Origin of the sequence: Methylobacterium oryzae, from assembly GCF_036441375.1 — a bacterium.
Lineage (GTDB): Bacteria > Pseudomonadota > Alphaproteobacteria > Rhizobiales > Beijerinckiaceae > Methylobacterium > Methylobacterium oryzae_A.
Window position 1 is genome coordinate 520,415 of record NZ_MLCA01000014.1, and the last position, 19,047, is coordinate 539,461.

Consider the following 19,047-nt stretch of genomic DNA (forward strand, 5'->3'; position numbering starts at 1 on the left):
GCTTAGATGTTAGACGCTTTGGGCAAAACGCCAAATTAGCAATTCGTTAACTATAGCAAATCGGACGATCAAAAGCGATACAAAAAGCTTGCCGAATGCATCTCGAAGCGGAACCGTCGGCTAAGTCGCCTAGTTGTGCACGTTGCGGATGGAAACGATATCGAATTTGCAAGCAATCATACAAAACTGAGGCACCGAATGCCCTGGAACAGTCGCTGGATGCGCGTGCTGGTCGGCGTGCTTCTTCTGAGTGCTGCCATCCTAGCGGTCCTTCCAAGCTTCACAGGCTACACCAGCCTCGACGGCACCGTGAACGCACGCTTCGCCGTCGTCTCCGCGCCCATCGAGGGCGTCGTCTCCGATACGCCACCTAAAGTCGGCACGGCGCTGCCCGAGGATACCTCGGTTTTCTTCATTAACAACGGCCGCATCGCCCGGACCGCTGAAGCGCAATTGGATGCTGACCTGGCCGCATCCAAGGAAAAATTGCGGGCGCTCGAGCTGCAGGCGAAGGATCTATCCGCGCTGAAAAATGATCTCGTCGGTCGCCTCAAAGAGTACCAGCAGGCGAGCATAGTGAGCATCCAGCAAGAGATCATCATCCGTCAGCAGCGCATCGCGACAGCGCAGGCGAACAAGACGTCTGCCGAGGCGGACCTCGCTCGGAAGCAGACGCTGGGAGCGACGGGCGTGGTGGCCGGCAGCTCGGTCGAGCAAGCCCGCGCCGCCTCCGTCGGGGCCGGCAGCGAGCAGAACATCGCCAAAGCCGAGTTGGAGCGGCTCCAGCGCCAGCTGGATGCGCTCAAGCGCGGCACCTTCGTAGGCGAGGGCCGCAACGACGTGCCCTACTCGCAGCAGCGTACCGACGAGGTCACGATCCAGCTCGCCAATGTCGAGGCGCAGATCCGGATCGAGAAGGCGCGCACCCAGCAATTGAGCCTCCAGCTTTCCTTGGAGCGCTCCCGCAACGACCGGCTCTCCTTCGTCGCGGTGCAGGTTCCGTTTAAGGGGGTCATCTGGCGCAACAACGTCGTGGCGGGCTCGAACGTACTGGTTGGCAACGAGTTGATGCGCCTGCTCGACTGCCGCGACCTGTTTGTAGACATCCTCGTGGACGAGGTGAACTACGATGAAATCAAGCCGGGTGACGGCGCCGATGTGCGGCTGCTCGGAACGTCTCAGGTGATCAGTGGCCGGGTCTTGTCGGTACGCGGGTCGGCCGCCGCTGTCGAAGAGGTGGTACTGGCAGCCATCCCGCCGCAGAGCCGAGGCAAGAACGCGCGCATCCGGGTCGCGCTCGACCCGAGCGATATGCAGACCGACTACGCGAATTTCTGTCAGGTCGGTCGCACGGTTCAGGTTCGGTTCGCACGTGCCGGATCGTCCCTGCAAACCGCGCTCGATCCGGTCGTGAATTGGGTGAAGGGCCTGTGGTTCAGCATCTCGTAAGCCTCGGCCCAACACTCTTCGTTGCGGCCTTCTTCTTTCTCTTCGCCCTGAACTGGCCTCGAGATCGCACCTGGACGCGCGCGGTCACCTGCGCCTTCGTGCTGCTCGTCGCCGTGCGCTATCTCTGGTGGCGCTTCTTCCACACCGTGCTGCCTTACCCGGCGGATGGAAGCTTCGGCTTCTTCTGGACATGGTTCGTATTCCTCGTCGAGATCGGCGCCTTCGCCGACATCCTGCTCTTCCTCGTGGCGATGAGCCGCTACGTGGATCGGCACGCCGAGGCCGACCGTCTCGAGCGTGAGTTCTTCGCCGCCTCCCCTGACAGCCTGCCCACCGTCGATGTGTTCATCCCGACCTACAACGAGCCTCTGGATGTTCTGGAACGCACCATCGTCGGGGCTCTCGCCCTCGAATATCCTCGAGACAAGCTGAAAGTATATGTCCTTGACGACAAACGCCGCGACTGGCTGCGTGCATATTGTGAGTTAAAGGGCGCGATCCACGTCACGCGCCCGGACAACAGCCACGCCAAAGCTGGTAATATGAACAATGGGCTGAAGATCTCTTCGGGTGCGTTCGTCGCGATCTTCGATGCGGACTTCGTTCCGTACCGCACCTTCCTGCGCCGCACACTGCCGTTCTTCCGGGATCCCACCATCGGCATCGTTCAGACGCCACAGCATTTTTTCAACAAGGATCCGGTCCAGTCGAACCTCAATCTCGAGAAGGTCTGGCCCGATGAGCAGCGGCTGTTCTTCGATGAGATGGCCACGTCGCGCGACGCCTGGGACGTGAGCTTCTGCTGCGGCTCCTGCTCCATCGCGCGACGCACCGCCATCGACGCGATCGGCGGCTTCCCGCACGACTCGATCACCGAGGATCTGCTCACCACGCTCGCAATGCTCAACAAGGGCTACAAGACCCGGTACCTCAATGAGCGGTTGTCGATGGGCTTGGCGGCCGAGAACCTGAAGGGTTACTTCGTGCAGCGCGGGCGCTGGTGCCGGGGCGGCATCCAGACGATCTACCTACATAACGGCCCGCTGCGCGGTCCTGGCCTCAACCTGTTTCAGCGGGTGATGTTCATACCCCTATCCTGGTTGGTTCAGTACACCGTCCGCTTCGTCATCCTGATCGTGCCCGCCGTGTACCTGTGGACCGGCGCGGCTCCGCTCTACTTCACCGGCACCGAGGATATCGTCCGCTACCAGCTTCCTGTGCTGGTCGGCTATTTTCTTCTGATGGGCTGGCTCACGCCGACGCGCTACCTACCCCTGATCTCCTCGGCGGTCGGCACCTTCGCGACCTTCCGCATGTTGCCCGTCGTGCTCTCCAGCCTGATCAAGCCGTTCGGCGTGCCCTTCAAGGTGACGCCCAAGGGCTCAGGCAATGAGGAGTCCGAGTTCGACGCCTACACGTTCTTCTCGATCGCGTTCTGGATCGCGGTCACGTCGCTGGGTCTCATCGTCAATATCGTACCCGAGTGGTCGCGCATCGGTGACGGCGAGTTCTCGGTGGTTTCGGCCTACTGGGCGGTCGTCAACATCGTCGTTCTGTTGATCGCCTCGCTGATTTGCTTCGAGAAACCCCGCCCTCTCGTGGAGTCCTTCTCCACGAACGAGCGCGCACTTGTGCTCGGTGTGAGTGAGAAGTACCGAGAGGCACGCATCGTCAGTCTCTCGCTGGATGGGGGCATCGCGGAGTTCGCCAAGCCCCCGGACGTGCGGAGCGGCGAGTACATGTGGGTCGAGATGGACGCGTTCCCGCACCTGCGCTGCAAAGTCGAGAAGGTTTCGGATCCGGAAGCGGGCAAGCCTGTCAGCGTTAAGTTCAGCTACAAGCTCGATAACGCTTGCCGCGACCGCATGATCGTCAAGCTCTACACGGGCCGTTACAGCCAGGACATCCACGATCTCGACAAGTCCGCGATCGCAGGAGGGGTTTGGTCGCGGATGTTCGGCCGGAGCCCGGAGGCCGTTTAGCGCGCCCTCCGGTTTGGCGTCATGAAGGCGCTGCCGAACTCAATCTAGCCGAGGTCCGTGAAAAGCGTGGCTGCGTCCAGGCCCTCGCGCGGGCACTCTGCCAGATTGGCGAGGATGTCGAGCGGCCTGTGGGGTCGCTCGGCGGCGCCGTCTCGAATACGATCTGGCCGCCGGAGCAGCACGTCACCTTGGATGACCCCCGCAGCAAGCCGTGATTGTCGAAGGCGGCCTGAGAAATTAGAACCTTAGCATAGCCCCGCTCTGAGCGCCTGAAACATGCGAGGATCGGTCAGAGAAGGCCGAAATTTCGCAGATCGGCAGTCCTGTCGTGTCGCGTTAATGGGAGCATGTGTCGGAAAAGTTTTGGATACGACATCGGTGTTCGATCTGTAAATCCGCCGTCAAAATACTGTAATATTGCAGTATATTTTATTTATGACGCCCTATTTAGAAAATTTTCGAGCGGAATTGAGGCAAAATTCTTGGGCCTCACTGGTCGATTTGAGCTGTCCGTCTTTAGAGAGCTGCATTGCTCTCTCTCCCGCGTTCCAGGAGGCACGGCCGATTTCGGCCCGGTCAGTGGATGAACAAGCCCCGATCTTCACATCGGCGCCGATGCGCTCCTCCGTAGACTTCAAAAGATCGCTGCCACGACCTGTCGCAGACTTGAAATTTCCCAGACATGTATTCGCTATATGCAACTGAACGTTGCAAGCAGCTATTGCTCCATCTGCCGCGCCAATGAGCGCGCCGAGCACTATGATCCCACCGAACATGTATGCTGATGCCACAGGAGCCCTCCTCTCCGAAATTCCAAGGCAGCGCCTCGGGAAGGGAGGCTCATAATGCATCTCAAATATCTAGAATATTAATTTTGCCACCGCGCTGATTGGCAGCGAAATTAACCGCGTGGAGCGTTAGCAAGTATTTAATCGTGCAATCCTGGACATGAGATGTTTTTGATGTCGGTGCTCTTGGCCGCATGATCGATATCCCCAGCACGTCTGCTCTCGGACAGAGTGTGGATACGTTTTCCCGACCGAATGGGGTCGATTTCGGAAGGGCGGCTCGGGGTGGATTTGAGACCGTCCGGTTCTGAGCGGCAGACGCACCGAAGCAGACGCCCCCAGCCGCTTATCACTTCCCTCGAAAGGGCTATAGGATCTCGCTGATATTCCGCATTGAGTTGAGAGCCAGCTTCGGTTTGGAAGCACCTCACGCTGAAAATCTGCCCGCGTAATGCGAATAACAGCCGTGTTCGTTGAAAAAAATGATAATTAAGCGGCGGGGCTAACGGGCGTAACGTCGGTCAGTTCCCGCGCAAACATACAATATGTTCTGCTCCAAACCTGATGTATGGTAGGGTCCTGCGGTAAGATGGGTTTACTCTCTCGTCCATCGTCGGCTGGTTCGAAACAGGTGCTGACGGCCGGGAGAGCCATGTGCTTCCACCTGCAATGCAAGGTGAAGCCAAATGCCTTCCGCTTCCGACCAACACGGCATCGATATGCTCATCCGCAAGCTGGAGAGCATCGCCACCCTCTCGTACGAGGAGCGGCAGGCCATCCGGAGCCTGCCGATAAGGATCCATGTTCTCGGTGCTCGGCAGGACATCGTGCGCGACGGCGACCAGCCCGCACAGTGCTGCCTGATCCTCAGTGGCTGGGCCTGCCGCTACAAGCTGCTCAGCCAGGGCAAGCGACAGATTCTGTCGTTCCACATCCCCGGCGATATTCCGGATCTTCAGAGCCTGCAGCTGCCCACCATGGATCACAGCGTCGCGACGATGAAGCAGGCGACCGTCGCCTTCATCCCGCACGAGTGCCTGCGGAACCTGACCGTGGACTTTCCCAACATCGGCGGGCTCTTGTGGCGCGACACGCTGATCGACGGGGCGATCTACCGCGCGTGGATGGCCGGCATTGGTCGCCGCTCAGCCTACGAGCGGATCGCGCATCTGTTCTGTGAGCTGTACCTGAAGCTTCAGGCCGTGGGGCTGGCCGAGAGCTACCGCTGTCCGATGCCGGTCACCCAGATGGACCTCGCTGATGCACTGGGGCTCACGCCCGTGCACATCAATCGCGTGCTGAGGGAGATGCGCGGCCGGACGCTGATCACGCTCCGCAGCAGCACCCTCGTAATCGATGCGTGGGATGATCTGCTGCGGGCTTCTGAGTTCGACCCGGCCTACCTGCATTTGGAGAAGCAGGCGGCCGCGTAAGCTTTGCCGAGAAGGGCGCGGCGCGAACGTCCGCTGAGAAGTCCGCCACAGACCGGCTTCTATGACTGGGTCGGGTCGGCAGCGGCCCGTCCGCGTCGAGAAGGAGGTGGTCCGTCTGCTCAGGAGGTCGGGGGCGCTCCCCCGGATAACCCGTCGATCGCAGCCTCGATTGCGGCGACCGCCTCATTCCGCGTGAGAAGGGCCGTATCCACGACTAGCCTGGGCGAGCTCCACGGCACGTAGTCGCGTCCCATGACTGACGACCAAGAGGGAAGCTCGAACCCGGCTATGTCCGCGGTTCTGGTCTCGACGCGGCGTCGATGCTCCACCCCATCGCTACAGATAACTTCGATCTCAAGGAGGCGCGTGGCCTCTCCGCGCGCCACATCCTGCCACCCCTGTCGGCTCGCTGGGACTGGATTGACGCTGTCAGCGATCACGAGACTGCCGAGCCTGAGGTTCGATGCGGCAACGGCGAAGGCCACCACGTAACCTGCCGCACCGATCTCGGGGCCGAGCTTCGCATGGTGGGTCAGCGCATGCTCGATCTCGTCCACGCGGACGTAGGCAGCCGAACGTCTGACGGCGAGGGCCTTGCCCAGGGTCGTCTTGCCTGTGCCGGGTAGTCCGCCGAGGACGACGAGCATGCGGGCCTCCAGGGCTCTGCTACGTCCGCTTATAGCGGTCAGCCGGGTTGATCGTGAACGACCGCGTCGGGTCGAAAACCGAATGGCCACTTAGCGTGGATTTCAGCCAGTCCGCTCAGGAACCGAAAGTCATCGAATGGGCTATCGCCATCCCCCCGCGGCTCATTGCGGACATCGCTAGAGCCAAGCCGATTGGGTTCAGACCTAGCCGTCATGATAGTACGAGCTACGATTTGTCCGGCTCTGTTGTGGGGGTGGCAACGGCTCCCATCCCGTTGCCCATTTCTGTTCCCGTATGGGGCGGTACACCGCTCGGGAGCACAGGAGCGCCTGAAGGCTCGTCCTGACCGTGTGCGAGGCCAGCTTCCACTTCGTGGATGAGGTCAGCAAAGTCGTAGGGCTTGCTGAGCAGGCGTGTGCCCGGCGGCAACTCGTCCTGGAGATTTGATCCGGCCCCCGAGGTGACAATGATGCCAACAGCGGGCCAACGGTGATGAACGAGGTGGGCAAGGGCAACACCATCACCTACGATGCCCCGTCCCGTGATCAGCATGCTCACCGGGATCGGTCCTTCGAGAACCGCCAGCGCCTCGACGGCTGTGCGGACCTCTATGGCCTGAAAGCCGGCATCCTCCAGCATGTCTGCCGTGACCAAACGGACGACCTCGTCAGCCTCCGCAATGAGGATGGCTAAAGGCCTGCTGTTAGCCAAAATCGTGCTCCGTGTGATCGGCAGGGAGTGCTCGCTGCTCTCAGGCACTGACGGCCGGGTACGAAACTAGTGATCGTCCCTTATGCACCAATTATCCGCCGCCCGCGATGACCCCGGCTTGTGGCGGCTCGTCACCCAGCGGCGCACCCTGGTACGGTCGCTTTCTACCCCGAACTGATGCTGCGGGGCTGCCGACGAATGGCGGCTTTCGGGAAGCGTCAATGCAGAATTGTACGGCCAGAGTGGGTCGGAAGCGGAAGGATCGCTTGAGATGGCCTTCTGCGGGTATGCTCCAAGGCCGCAACTACATCGAGGTCGCACCGCCCTCCTTTGTTTCTCGGTTTCGGGTCAATGTCAGCGGGCCTTCACTGCATATTCCTAGGGTATGCCGGATCTTGGACTTGAGGCAGCGTTCTCTTTCTCGTCGTAGGTCGCTTGGGCTGCATCGATCCGGTCCATGTGCTCGAACGCCCAGGCCCCCAGGGCCTGGATCGGCGCGGCCAAGGAGTGCCCGAGCTCCGTCAGCTCATAATCGACGCGCGGCGGGATGGACGGCGTCACTGTTCGCGTTACGAGCCCGTCTCGCTCCAGGTTGCGCAGAGTGAGGGTCAGCATTCGCTGCGAGATACCGTCGACTCCACGCTTGAGGTCGCTGAAGCGACGTGACTGACCACGCAAGAGCATGATGACAAGCACGGTCCACTTGTCGCCGATGCGGGAGAGCAGCTTCGACACGCGCATGCATCCCGCCGAATGCATCGGCTGATGGTCGGTCACATCCATGTAACCTCGGTACCCTTCCTGTGCCGTCTTGCGGCCCACTGCGGCTTCCTTATCATAACCCAGTCACTAAACGAAACCGAGGCGCGTTTTGAAACCTCAGTTGGTTTCAGCGGCCTCGTCATTTCTGGGCTGCCTGCTCGGCCCAGGCCTCGCACACGAACGGTTGGGCGCCCCGTCGCCTGCGCAGCCCCGAGACCGGCATGTCACAGACCCTCGCACTCTCCACCTCACCTTCACGCGGCCGCAACGTCGCGGCCTGGATACTCTCGGTCGTCCTCGCGCTCGCATACCTGGCAGCCGGCGGCGCCAAGCTGGCCGGCGTGCCGATGATGGTCCAGACCTTCGACCAGATCGGCCTCGGCCAGTGGTTTCGCATTGTGACGGGCCTCGTCGAGGTCGCCGGAGCCGTCGCGCTCCTCGTGCCTGGCTACGCGCTCTTTGGCGCCCTCTGGCTGGCCGCGACCATGGCCGGCGCGGTCCTCGCCCACCTGCTGGTCCTGCCGACTCCGGCCGCTCCCGCCGTCCTGCTGCTCGTCCTCGATCTCGCCCTCGCGTGGCTGCGCCGCGACCAGTCGGCCCGCCTTCTGGCGCGCCTGCGCTAGGCATTAGGGTCAGGCCGTCGCGCTGGCCGCCTACCCCCGCTTCCATGACAGAGGACACCATTCGATGACCGAGACCTCGTTCACGCCCGTCGTTTTCCTCAAGGCGGGTTGCCCCTTCTGCCTGAAGGTGCGCCTGTTCCTGCTGGAGGCCGGACAGCTCGACCGCGTCGTCCTGCGGGAGTTCGTCCCCGGCACCGAAGAGGAAGCCGAGATCCGCGGCCTGCTCGGCCCCGTAGTCGAGAAGGTCACCTTCCCGACGGCCGAACTCACGCCAGGCAACTTCACGAACGAGTCTGACGCCATCGTCGCGCACTTCGCGGAACGCGCTGGCGTCGAACCGGAAGCTATGCCGACCTACCAGTCCTACCTGACCGGCGTGTTCAAGAACCTCGGGGCGCTCTACCGGGAGAACTTGGACCTCAAGAAGCGCCTCTCGCCGGCCTGAGGCGGGACGGCTCACCCGATGGCTCCCAACATGCTCGACACCGCCGAAGCCGCCGCGCTGCCCTTCGACGCCAGGCTTGGCCGCGCCCTCGAAGGCATTCCCTTCCTCGACGATGCCACGCGTCCGAAGGCACCGCCCATCCCCGGCGTGACCTCGGCCCAGCGGGCGCAGGGGCGGCGCCTGGCCCTATATCACCGCCACCACCTCGCGGAGCTCGCCGCCGTCCGCGCCGCGCTCGACCGCTTCGTTGCGGGAACTGGCCCCGTCGAGGCGATGACGGACGGCGTGTCATCCTTGTCGCTAGCCAAGAACTACCGTGCCTTCGGCAACCTGTGCGGTCGCCAGTGCCAGCTCCTCCAGATGCACCACGACATCGAGGAGGGCGACTTGTACCCTAGGCTTCGCCAAGCCGCGGGCTTGCAACAGGTCCTCGACCGACTCAGCGCGGAGCACCGCACCGTGCACGGCCTGCTCGAACGCATCCGCGACATCGTACAATCCGTCGCCGTGGGGCCGACGGTTGAGCGCGTCCTCGCCCTGAGGGAAGTCTACGAGGTCTTCGAGCGTGTGGTGGTCTCGCACTTCGGGTACGAGGAACGGGAGCTTGAGGAAGCAATCGGGTACTACGACGCCCTATAGACGTGCCAATTGACTTTCCATCGACCATAGGTCCGACTGACAAGCAAAGGCTTCGGCCCGCGACGCGCTCTTGCCAATTTACGTCTGCTCACGGGAAAGCTAGGCAACCTTCAGTGCGTCCGGGTTGGGTCGCGAGCGGCACAGCCGCTTGGGGTGGTTTCCAGCCTGTCCGCTTCAGAGTGGGAAGGCGGCGAAGCGGTCGTTGCTGCCCGGCCGGCTCACGAACATAAGCAACAGGATCAGGCGATGAGCTTGCCCATCGCCTGCAGCAATTCCGCCTCAGAGAAGGGCTTCTCCAGTCGCGGGCGTTGCCGGTAAGTGTCCGCGCCCGAGAACTTCACGTCACCCGTCGCGCACAGGTACGGCACGCCGAGGGCGCTCAGCTTGTCTGCCACAGGATAGACGGTGTCGCCGTTGCCGAGGTTGACGTCTAGCACCGCGGCGTCGACATCGCCGTTTTCAATCAGGTCGAGGGCCCGCGCCACACTTGGTACCGGCCCGACCACCTCGGCACCGGCGGCTAGCAGCCAGCGCTTCACCTGCATGGCGATGAGATACTCGTCCTCGACGATGAGGATGCGTCGGCCGTCGAGCAATCGGGCTGTGTCGGGCATTGACTCTCGGCGAGTATCTAACCGCCCCCTCAAGCTAACGACGCCGGGAGAGCCTGCCTTCACGTAGATCAAGTCAGGGGCATCTCGATCCGGCACCGTACGCCGTCTGGACCGAGCGCGTAGTCGACCTCGGCGTCCATCGCGTAGGCTAGCGCCTCCTGGATCAACTCCGTGCCGTAGCCCCGGCGCGTCGTCTGCTCCGGCTTGATGGCGACGCCGCTCTCGACCCAATCCAAGGCAAGCTGCCGACGCTCGCGCTGGTCGAGGATGACCTCCCAGGTCACGGCGAGCCGGGCGGTCTCGGCCTTCAGCGCACCGTACTTCACCGCGTTGGTGGTCAACTCGTGCACCGCCAGGGCAAAGTTCTGCACCTGCCGAGCGCGCAGGTAGACCTCGGGGCCCGAGATCGTGAGGAGCGCTGAGCCCTCATTCGCGTAGGCCGCTAACTCGGCCCTGATCAATGCTCCGACCTCGACGGTGTCGCTGCCTGCTTGGCTGAGCAGGGCCTGCGCACGGCTGAGTGCCTGCAACCGTTCCTCGAACGCCTCGATCGAACCGCCCTGCTTCACAGTGCCATCCGCGACGGCGGTGACGACGGCGAGCAGGTTGCGGGTGCGATGCTGCAACTCGTTGATCAGCACGTCCTGCCGCGCCAGCAGCTTGTGATGATCGGTGACGTCGATGTTCACGCCCGACCACTTCCGGATCGATCCATCCGGGTTCGTGATCGGCACGGCGCGGACATTCGACCACCGCCACGAGGCGCTCGGCGCATGCCACAGGCGATACTCGTGATCGACAGCCGCTCGCGTCGCCACGGCCTGTCGCCACTTCGTCCCAGTGCCGTCCCGGTCATCGGGATGGATGGCGTTGATCCAGCCCCACCCGATCCACTCTTCCACGCTTTGCCCTGTGAAGGCGCGCCACCCCGGACTATCCACCTCGATGAGGCCGTCGGCCGTGGCCTCCCAACTGAACTGACCGAACCCCTCGACCAGCCCGCGAAACCGCTCCTCGCTCGCGCGCAGTTCGTCTTCCGCTTGCTTGCGTGCCGTCACATCGCTGGCCGCTCCGATCCATTCACGGATTTCGCCCGCCTCGTCGAAAAGCGGCACGGCCCGCGACAGGGCATAGCCCAGGCGCCCATCCGCCTGCCTGACGGGATGCTCCAGTTCGAACATCGCCTTGGCTTCGACCGCCCGCTGGATCGCCTCGCGCAAGCGCGGCTGGTCGGCCGGATCGATGTAGGCGCTCAGCCAGTCTTCGCTCGGGCTGACGGTATCGGCCAGGAACCCCCCTCCATCGAGGACGCGCAACTCGCGCCAATCGGGGCTCATGCGGTAGACAACATCGGCGCTGGCGGTGACGAAGGCGCGAAACCGCTCCTCGCTCGTGCGCAGCGCCAAGTCTGCGTGGCGGCGCGCGGTGACGTCTTCGTACATGACCGTCAGGCGGTCATCATCCGTTGGATAGACGAAGACCTCGAATGCACGGTCGAGCGAGGCAACGACATGCTCGATACGTTCAGGCCGGCCGTGGCGTGTGATACGGTCAAATGCCTCGTGCCACCACGGTTCAAGACCGGGGAACACCTCACTCGCAGTTCGACCCTGAGCTTCGGCGACCGGGATGCCGAAAAAGCGCTCGAAGGCTGGGTTGAAGGCGATGTAGCGTTGATCCACGGCGCGGCCAGTCTCATCGCGGACGAGTTCCAGCTCGCAGTAGCCCTGGCCCATGCGCTGAAATAGCGAGCGGTATCGCTCCTCGCCCTCACGCAAGCTTGCTTCGCGGTCGCGAGCCGCATCGAGGGCAGCCTCTACTTCGGCGAGGCGACGATACATATCATCGTTGGGAACGTCGTCGGTCATGATGCCAAATGGGGCACGACGCAGTGTTCCACGCAACATCCATTATCGACCCTCCGCCTCTGCCGACTTGGAACCAAAGCCTATGTTGCCGAACGCTCGGCGATGGCCGCTTTAGAGGAACGCCAACGTTACCCTTCAGCGGCCGGGTTGGGTCGCATGCGGAATGTCCGCTTCCGGATGGATGGCCCTATTCCGATCGGGATCCTGCCTAAACGCTCGCGTAACGCACATTTATGGGATGAAGCTCAACGCGGTAGCAAGTGTCAACCGTCAACCCAGCCTCTCCGTTGATGTCAGGCCGTGCCTTGTCCGCGCGCAGCCAGCAGTTGATTTCTTGCTGCATATCAAACTGTAAATACGGAATAATCCGCAATCATTATTCAGTTTCTCTTCAAATCTGCATTATCGAAGCGCCGGTCGACTATCGCCCCGGAGATATGTTTCCATGTCTAGGGAAATGGATCGCTCGATAAGATTTCGTTAACCATCTTCGAGGAAAAAATTCGTTGAACTGAACGGCCTCGATGACGGGCAATCCGTGCACCGATGAGCCCAACCCTTTCGCTGAGAGCTGCGCAGATGTGCAGATCCGTGCGAGCAAAGAGCCTCTTCTCGATGCCGTCTCTGTCAGCCCAGCCAGTTGTCATAATCTGCCCCGGGACGGTCCGAAACCGCGAACGATTTCTGGTTACGGCCACCACCGCCCTGGCACTGATCTTCAGTTCCTCTGCGCGTGCGGCCGAGCAGTCCCAACCCCAAGTGGTCATCGGCGCAAATGGCCGAGATGGCAAAGTCCTCATCATTGGGCGGAACACCTCTGCCACGCCCGGCCAGGCCGGCGGCGATCTGACCTTGATCGATGTCGATACCGCAGCCGCCGGGCTTGATCCCGCCGTGACGATCAACATTGGCTCGAAGGGCGGACGCGGTGGACGAGGCGACGATTTTGGCTTCGGTTCGGTCTTCGGGGCCAATGGAGGGGCCGGCGGTGCCGTCTCGGTAACGTTGTCGGAGGACGTCGCCGGCCAGGGCGACCAAGTCAGCAGCGGCGCGCAGCCGGAATTCAAGCCCATTCCCCGGTTCCTCATCTATTCCCGGGGCGGGGATGGCGGGTTCGCCCTCACGAACTTCGGCGGCGGCGGAGATGCCGGCCCGGTTGCGCTCACCCTTTCGTCCATGGTCTCGACCGTGGGGCAAGCCTTCCTCGGCGTCCGAGTTAGCGCCACTGGGGGAAATGCCGGCTCAGGTGGGGTTGCCGCCGACGAGACTGCGTTCCGGAAGGGCGGGACCGGCGGGTTGGCCTCGCTCATCGTGACGCCTTCAGGGCAAGTCAGCACCGACGGTGCCGGTGCTACCGCGGCGATCGTGGAGTCCATCGGCGGCGCGGGCGGCAACCGCGGATCGGGAACCGCCTACAGCAAGCCCCAGGTGACGCAGGGCGGCAGCGGTGGCCCTGCGCGCCTCGACATGGCCGGCACGATCAGGACTGCCGGCGACTATGCCTTCGGCGCCGTCGTCCAGAGTATCGGCGGTCGAGGCGGGAGCCAGGGCGATGCAGGTGGACGGGACGGGGCCCGAGGCGGCGACGGTGGCACCGTCACGGTGATCCAGAGCGGCACCGTGGTCACACAGGGCGATTATGCCCTGGGCATCGTCGCGCAGTCGGTCGGCGGCCCCGGCGGCAAGGGCGGAGACGGCGTCTTCGGCGGCGGCAAGGGTGGGGATGCCGCCACGGGCGGATCGGTGACGTTGACCAACAGCGGCACCGTGACGACCGCCGGCACCGGGGCGATCGGTCTGGTCGCGCAGAGCATCGGTGGCGGCAGCGCCGACACGGCCCTGCCCCTTTCGCCCCTGGCCGTGAGGTCCGAGGCGAATGGCGGCGGTACCGGAGGCAGGACGCTGTGGTTCTCCACCGGCGGGACCGGCGGCACCGGGGGGAGAGGCGGGACCGCCGAGGTCGTCAATGCCGGCGGCAGGATCGTGACTGCGGGTGACGCCGCGTACGGAGCCCTGGTCCAAAGCATTGGCGGTAGTGGCGGCACCGGCGGCGACGCGTTCACGGCGAATGCCTTCTTCTCGGTCGGACTTGGCGGTAGCGGCGGCGGCGGCGGCGATGGCGGCCTCGCCCGCTTCACCGGCGTCGGTGGTACGGTTGAAACCGGTGGTGACGGCGCCACGGCCGTGCTGGTTCAGAGCATCGGCGGCGGCGGCGGTGCCGGCGGCGAGGCCAGGACCAAGGCGGTGGGTGTCGGGCTTTCGGCCTCGTGGGCGATCGGCGGGAGCGGAGGCAGGGGCGGACCGGGCGGCTCTGCCGTCATTGAAAGCAGCAGCACGGTTACGACCGTCGGCCTCGGCGCGGACGGCCTCGCGGCGATCAGCATCGGCGGCGGCGGCGGCGTGGGCGGCCTGGCCAACGCGCAGGCGATCACGGCCCCCCTTGTGACGCCGAGCGGGAAGGCGCTGCCGAGTTTCGCGTTCTCCACCGCGATCGGCGGTTCAGGCGGAGATGGTGGCGCGGGCGGCGCAGCGCGTGTCGTCAACACCGGCCTCGTGACCACTTACGGCGATGGGGCGACTGCCCTCCTCGCCCTCAGCGTTGGCGGCGGCGGCGGCATCGGCGGCAACGCAACGGCCTACGCGCTGGCCGTTGCGCCGCCGCAGCAGATGGCTGTGGCTGCCACCACGATCCTCGGCGGCACGGGCGGCGGCGGCGGCAACGGCGGCAGCGCCACCGTCACCAATCGCGGGGCCGTGCGGACCTCCGGCGACGGTGCGTCCGGCATCGAGGCCCTGAGCATCGGCGGCGGCGGCGGCAACGGCGGCGGCGCGACCGCGACGAGCAACACCTTGAGCCTGCGCCAGAACATCGCGGTCACCCGGGGCATCGGCGGAAAGAACCGCGACCGGAGCGGTGGGGAGGGTGGAGGCGGTGGTACCGGCGGCGACGTGACCGTCACTCAGGCGGGTCGCGTCACGACCGGAGGCGACGCCGCGTTCGGCGTGCTCGCGCTGAGTGTCGGCGGCGGTGGTGGTAACGCTGGGCCGGCCTCGGCAGTCGCGACGTCCGGTGTCTCGTTCGACAAAACCCTCAATGAAGTTCTCGGCAAACTCCCGATCGCCGATACCTTGTCGGTGAGCGATACCGTTGGCGGCTCAGGCGGCGTCGGGAACCGAGGCGGTACCGTTTGGGTGACGAACGAGGGCACGATCCTGACCGGCGGCTCGAACGCCACGGGCATCCAGGCCCAGAGCATCGGCGGCGGCGGCGGCAACGGCGGCGAGGTGTCCGGTGCCGCCACGGGGACGCTAAAAATCACCCGACAGCTTGGCGGATCCGGCGGGACCGGTAGCACGGGCGGCCCCGTGGCTGTCGTCAACGCATCGACCGGCACGGTCGCGACCTCGGGCGACGGCGCACACGGGATCCTTGCCCAGAGCATCGGCGGCGGCGGCGGTACGGGGGGCAGCCTCGCGGCCGGGACGGAGGTCGCGCCCGACGCCGTCGGGGAGATCTGGCAGCAGATCAAGCAGGCGATCGGCGTCGAGGCGTATCAGCAGTGGGCCGCCGACAAGAACAACAAGGATGACAAGAAGGCGCTCGAACAGTTCCTCAAGGACATCAAGGCTAGCGACACGTACAAGGGGCTCGCTGACAAGCTGAAGCAATCGGATTTCGGCAAGGCGCTGAAATCCTACTCGACCGGCATCTCCAACTACCTGGACACACAGAAAAAGTCCGGGACCAAGCTGCCCGACGTCTCGGCTACCCTGGCTCTGGGAGGCGACGGTGCGAGCGGAGGCTCCGGCGGAGAGGTCAACGTCAAGAACGAGGGGACGATCACGACCCTTGGAGCCTCCGCTCACGGTATCATGGCGCAGAGCATCGGTGGCGGCGGCGGCCAGGGCGGCGTTTCGTTCGCGCAGGCCACCAATCGGACCAACATCTCGGCGACCGTCGGCGGGTCGGGCGGCACGGGCAATACCGGTGGTTCCGTTGGCATCCTCAACCTCGGCACGGTCGCTACAGAGGGGAATGCAGCCTACGGCCTCTATGCGCAGAGCATCGGCGGCGGCGGCGGAACCGGTGTCGGCGCCAGTGTCGACAGCCAGGTCAACAAGGGTTTGACCCTCAATCTGAACGTCGGCGGGCGCGGCGGTACAGGCGCGCATGGCGGCGGCGTCACGATCGAAAATCGAGGCACTGTCGTGACGACCGGGGTTGAGGCGCATGCCGTGGTCGCTCAAAGCATCGGCGGCGGCGGCGGCAGCTTCGCCGCACCGGCTGGCGACGACACGGCTGACGACGGGACGACCAAGGACAGCTCCGGGAGCGACGCCAAGAGTGGCGCCAAGGACGACACCAAGAGCGATGCCAAGGCGCTGACGGATTCGCTGCTCGCAGCACTCGACATCGTGCAGATCGCACCGCCGGAGGATCCCGCCTCCGTCTCGGCAAAGTCCGGCAGCCTGACGCTCGGCGGCTCCGGAGCCCTGGCGGGCAATGGCGGCACCGTGCGGATCGTCCAGGACGGCACGGTCGCCACGAGCGGCTTCGGCGCGGTCGGTATCCTGGCCCAGAGCATAGGCGGCGGCGGCGGGCTCGCTTCCGTGGCGGCGGGACCAGGGGGCCACAAATACACCTTCGGGCTCGGTGGCACGGGCGGTGCCGCCGGCGATGGCGGTTCGATCCAGGTCAGGATTGGCTCAGGCGCGCAGATCCTGACCACCGGCGACGCAGCACCGGCCCTGTTGCTGCAGTCGATCGGCGGCGGCGGCGGCTACGGCGGCGCCCATCAGGCCATGGGCTACGCGATCCCCTACGGGCTGGCGGACGGCGGCAGCGGCTCCGGTGGGGCGATTAGCGTCAGCCTGGAGCGCGGCTCCGTCATCCGCACCGCGGGCACGCAATCCCACGGCATCGTCGCGCAGAGCCTCGGCGGAGGTGGCGGGCTCCTCGTCGGCCTGTCCGGCGAAACGGCGATGCAGCCCGTGCGAAGCCGCGCCGTAATAGGGAGCGGCGGCGATATCTCCATCGAGTCGTCCGGCTCGATCATCGCATCCGGCCTGGACGCCCACGCGATCCTGGCCCAATCCGGCGTCCAGCGGACCGATGGTAGCCTCGAGCCCGATCCGAGCCGCGGCGGCAAGATCGTCATCCGGGTCAGCGGCCTCGTCACTGGCGGCAGCGGCGCGGGCGCGGCGATGCGCGTCGAGGGCGGGCACGACAACAGGATCGCCATCGAGGAGGGCGCCGTGGTCAGCGCCGCCTCGGGCCGGGCGATCGTCGGCGCGTTCACCACCGGCACGATCACCAATCGCGGCACGCTGATCGGCGATGTCGACCTCACGGGCGGAGGGCAGACGGGTCGCGTCCTGTTCGACAACGGGTTCGACGGCGCAGCTTCGGCGATCCTGCGGACCGGACCCGACGGTGTCATCGCCCTGGGAGATGGTGGCCGCCTGCGCAACGGCGCCATCCTCGACATCGGCGGGGTCGGCAAAGTCGCCCGGGCGACGGTGACCGGCAATTTCGAGCAGACCGAGTCCGGGCGTCTGTTGGTCGATATCGCACCGCTGGCGACGGATCCTGCCCTGCGGAACGATCTTCTGACCGTCACCGGCACGGCCTCCCTGAGGGGCGTGGTCGAGCCGCACTTGATCGACGGCCTGTCGCCCGGCCGCTACACTTTCCTCAGGGCCGGCCAAGTGGAGAATGTCGGCGCCAGCGCCACCGGAAGCAGCATCAGCTCGGGGGCTGTTCCAATCTCCTGGACGATCGTCTCGACGGGGAACAGCATCGCGCTGGTACCGCAGGCTCATTTCACGGCGCCGGTCGGCGTGACCCTGACCGAGGACCAGCGCAGCGTGGCGCAAGGCCTGCAGGATGCTTGGGATGGAAACACGACCAAGCTGGGCACGCTCTACGGGCGCTTCCTCTCCGTCGACAGCTCGAAGGCCTACGCCGCCGCCCTGGACGAGTTGAAGCCCGAGTCCAACCAGGACAACCTGACCGACCGGACGCTCGATACCCGCAAGGGCCTCCAGCGCGCCATGAGTTGTCCGGCATTCACAGGTACCGGCACGCTCCTGCGTGAGGGCGAATGCGTATGGGGGCGCATCACCAGCGCTCACACGACCCAGTCCGCCACCGCGGACGACGTTGGCTACCGTCAGACCGCTCTCAGCTACCAGAGTGGGCTCCAGGCCGAGTTCGCCCCAGACTGGTTCTTCGGCCTCACTGGCGCCTACACCCGCGCGATCCAGAACGACCCCGACCGGATCACCGGGACGACGAGCGACGCAGCTGATGTCTCTGCTGCGCTCAAGCACCAGATCGGCCCCTGGCTACTCGCGGCCTCAGCCAATCTCGGCTATTCCTGGGCCGACAATAAACGCCTGATCGATTTCGGTGGCGCTACAGCCACGGCGCGCAGCAAGTCCGGGATCCTCACCGCGGGCGGTCGGCTGAGGGCGAGTTACCAAATCTTGTTCGGCGATTGGTATCTCAAGCCCTACGCGGATCTGGATCTTCTCTACAGTTTCAGCCCCGCGTATTCTGAAACCGGGGCGCCGGGCTTCAACCTCGACATGCGGCCAGTCGCCAAAACGCTGGTGGCATTCAGCCCGATGATGGAGATCGGTGGCCGGATAGACCTCGACGGGGGGCGCTGGGTCCGCCCTTACGGCACCCTCGGCGTGACGCTCCTGTCGGACGACCATTTCACCGGCAAGGCGAGCTTCCAGGGGACCGGTGCGCTCGGCCTGTTCGCGACGGAATCGTCGATCCCCGATCGCCTCGGCGAGGTGGGACTGGGTTTCCAGCTCAGCCTCGGCGGTGGCATCGAGGTGACCGGCGAGTATCAAGGTCAAATCGGAGACCACTTCCTCTCGCATGCGGGGACTGCTCGGATGCAGCTGCGCTTCTGAGGGAATATTATGTCGACCTCCGCGATATCGATCGTGTGCGGTGTCGACAAGCTGGCGCAACGGCTATTTGCGAGGCAGCACGACACCTGTTGATGCGGTTCCTCGCAGCCGTGTACGGCACCTGACACGAACCTACCGCCGCGGGCACGCGATAA

At 64.5% G+C, this 19,047-nt stretch carries 13 protein-coding genes; 7 read left to right on the forward strand and 6 right to left on the reverse strand.

Translation table 11 applies throughout. The features are described 5' to 3' along the window. The first annotated feature begins 198 nt into the window (after positions 1 to 198). On the forward strand, positions 199 to 1,449 hold the full coding sequence (locus MOTC310_RS26125; RefSeq protein WP_091678518.1) for an HlyD family secretion protein: 1,251 nt from the start codon (positions 199 to 201) through the stop codon (positions 1,447 to 1,449). Beyond that, complete coding sequence (locus tag MOTC310_RS26130; RefSeq protein ID WP_331303855.1) at positions 1,431 to 3,431, forward strand: glycosyltransferase family 2 protein; 2,001 nt, start codon at positions 1,431 to 1,433, stop codon at positions 3,429 to 3,431. The genes MOTC310_RS26125 and MOTC310_RS26130 overlap by 19 nt, the downstream gene beginning before the upstream one ends. Positions 3,432 to 3,874: 443 nt before the next feature. Here the strand turns inward: MOTC310_RS26130 and MOTC310_RS26135 are convergent, their stop codons facing one another. Then, a complete protein-coding gene (locus MOTC310_RS26135) occupies positions 3,875 to 4,222 on the reverse strand; it encodes a hypothetical protein (RefSeq protein ID WP_331291581.1) in 348 nt (115 codons plus the stop codon). 683 nt (positions 4,223 to 4,905) lie between these two features. Here MOTC310_RS26135 and MOTC310_RS26140 point away from each other — a divergent pair. Then, positions 4,906 to 5,652 carry a Crp/Fnr family transcriptional regulator gene (locus MOTC310_RS26140; protein WP_331303856.1) on the forward strand — a complete coding sequence of 249 codons (747 nt, stop codon included), beginning with the start codon at positions 4,906 to 4,908 and terminating at the stop codon, positions 5,650 to 5,652. A 119-nt stretch (positions 5,653 to 5,771) separates the two neighbouring features. Here MOTC310_RS26140 and MOTC310_RS26145 read toward each other — a convergent pair whose 3' ends face one another. The 3 genes from MOTC310_RS26145 to MOTC310_RS26155 all read right to left on the reverse strand — a co-directional run bounded on the left by MOTC310_RS26145 (position 5,772) and on the right by MOTC310_RS26155 (position 7,794). Further along, positions 5,772 to 6,299: a P-loop nucleotide/nucleoside kinase family protein gene (locus tag MOTC310_RS26145; protein ID WP_331291578.1), complete on the reverse strand. Its 528-nt coding sequence runs from the start codon at positions 6,297 to 6,299 to the stop codon at positions 5,772 to 5,774. A 226-nt stretch (positions 6,300 to 6,525) separates the two neighbouring features. Next, positions 6,526 to 7,011, reverse strand: coding sequence for a response regulator (locus MOTC310_RS26150; RefSeq protein WP_331303857.1), 486 nt, complete (start codon positions 7,009 to 7,011; stop codon positions 6,526 to 6,528). Between the two features lie 378 nt (positions 7,012 to 7,389). Further along, positions 7,390 to 7,794: a winged helix-turn-helix transcriptional regulator gene (locus MOTC310_RS26155; RefSeq protein WP_331291576.1), complete on the reverse strand. Its 405-nt coding sequence runs from the start codon at positions 7,792 to 7,794 to the stop codon at positions 7,390 to 7,392. A 200-nt stretch (positions 7,795 to 7,994) separates the two neighbouring features. Here MOTC310_RS26155 and MOTC310_RS26160 point away from each other — a divergent pair, with 200 nt between their 5' ends. The 3 genes from MOTC310_RS26160 to MOTC310_RS26170 all read left to right on the forward strand — a co-directional run bounded on the left by MOTC310_RS26160 (position 7,995) and on the right by MOTC310_RS26170 (position 9,480). Then, positions 7,995 to 8,396: a DoxX family protein gene (locus tag MOTC310_RS26160; protein ID WP_331303858.1), complete on the forward strand. Its 402-nt coding sequence runs from the start codon at positions 7,995 to 7,997 to the stop codon at positions 8,394 to 8,396. A 64-nt stretch (positions 8,397 to 8,460) separates the two neighbouring features. Continuing rightward, complete coding sequence (locus MOTC310_RS26165; protein ID WP_331303859.1) at positions 8,461 to 8,841, forward strand: glutathione S-transferase N-terminal domain-containing protein; 381 nt, start codon at positions 8,461 to 8,463, stop codon at positions 8,839 to 8,841. A 30-nt stretch (positions 8,842 to 8,871) separates the two neighbouring features. After that, positions 8,872 to 9,480 carry a hemerythrin domain-containing protein gene (locus tag MOTC310_RS26170; RefSeq protein WP_331303860.1) on the forward strand — a complete coding sequence of 203 codons (609 nt, stop codon included), beginning with the start codon at positions 8,872 to 8,874 and terminating at the stop codon, positions 9,478 to 9,480. Between the two features lie 239 nt (positions 9,481 to 9,719). Here the strand turns inward: MOTC310_RS26170 and MOTC310_RS26175 are convergent, their stop codons facing one another. Together MOTC310_RS26175 and MOTC310_RS26180 are read right to left on the reverse strand one after the other, a co-directional pair. Then, a complete protein-coding gene (locus MOTC310_RS26175; protein WP_331303861.1) occupies positions 9,720 to 10,094 on the reverse strand; it encodes a response regulator in 375 nt (124 codons plus the stop codon). Between the two features lie 68 nt (positions 10,095 to 10,162). Continuing rightward, positions 10,163 to 11,962, reverse strand: a complete 1,800-nt coding sequence (locus MOTC310_RS26180; protein WP_331303862.1) for a sensor histidine kinase — start codon at positions 11,960 to 11,962, stop codon at positions 10,163 to 10,165. Positions 11,963 to 12,577: 615 nt separating this feature from the next. On the opposite strand from MOTC310_RS26180, the gene MOTC310_RS26185 reads away from it, so the two are divergent. Further along, positions 12,578 to 18,892, forward strand: a complete 6,315-nt coding sequence (locus tag MOTC310_RS26185; protein ID WP_331303863.1) for an autotransporter outer membrane beta-barrel domain-containing protein — start codon at positions 12,578 to 12,580, stop codon at positions 18,890 to 18,892. The last annotated feature ends 155 nt before the right edge of the window (positions 18,893 to 19,047 follow it).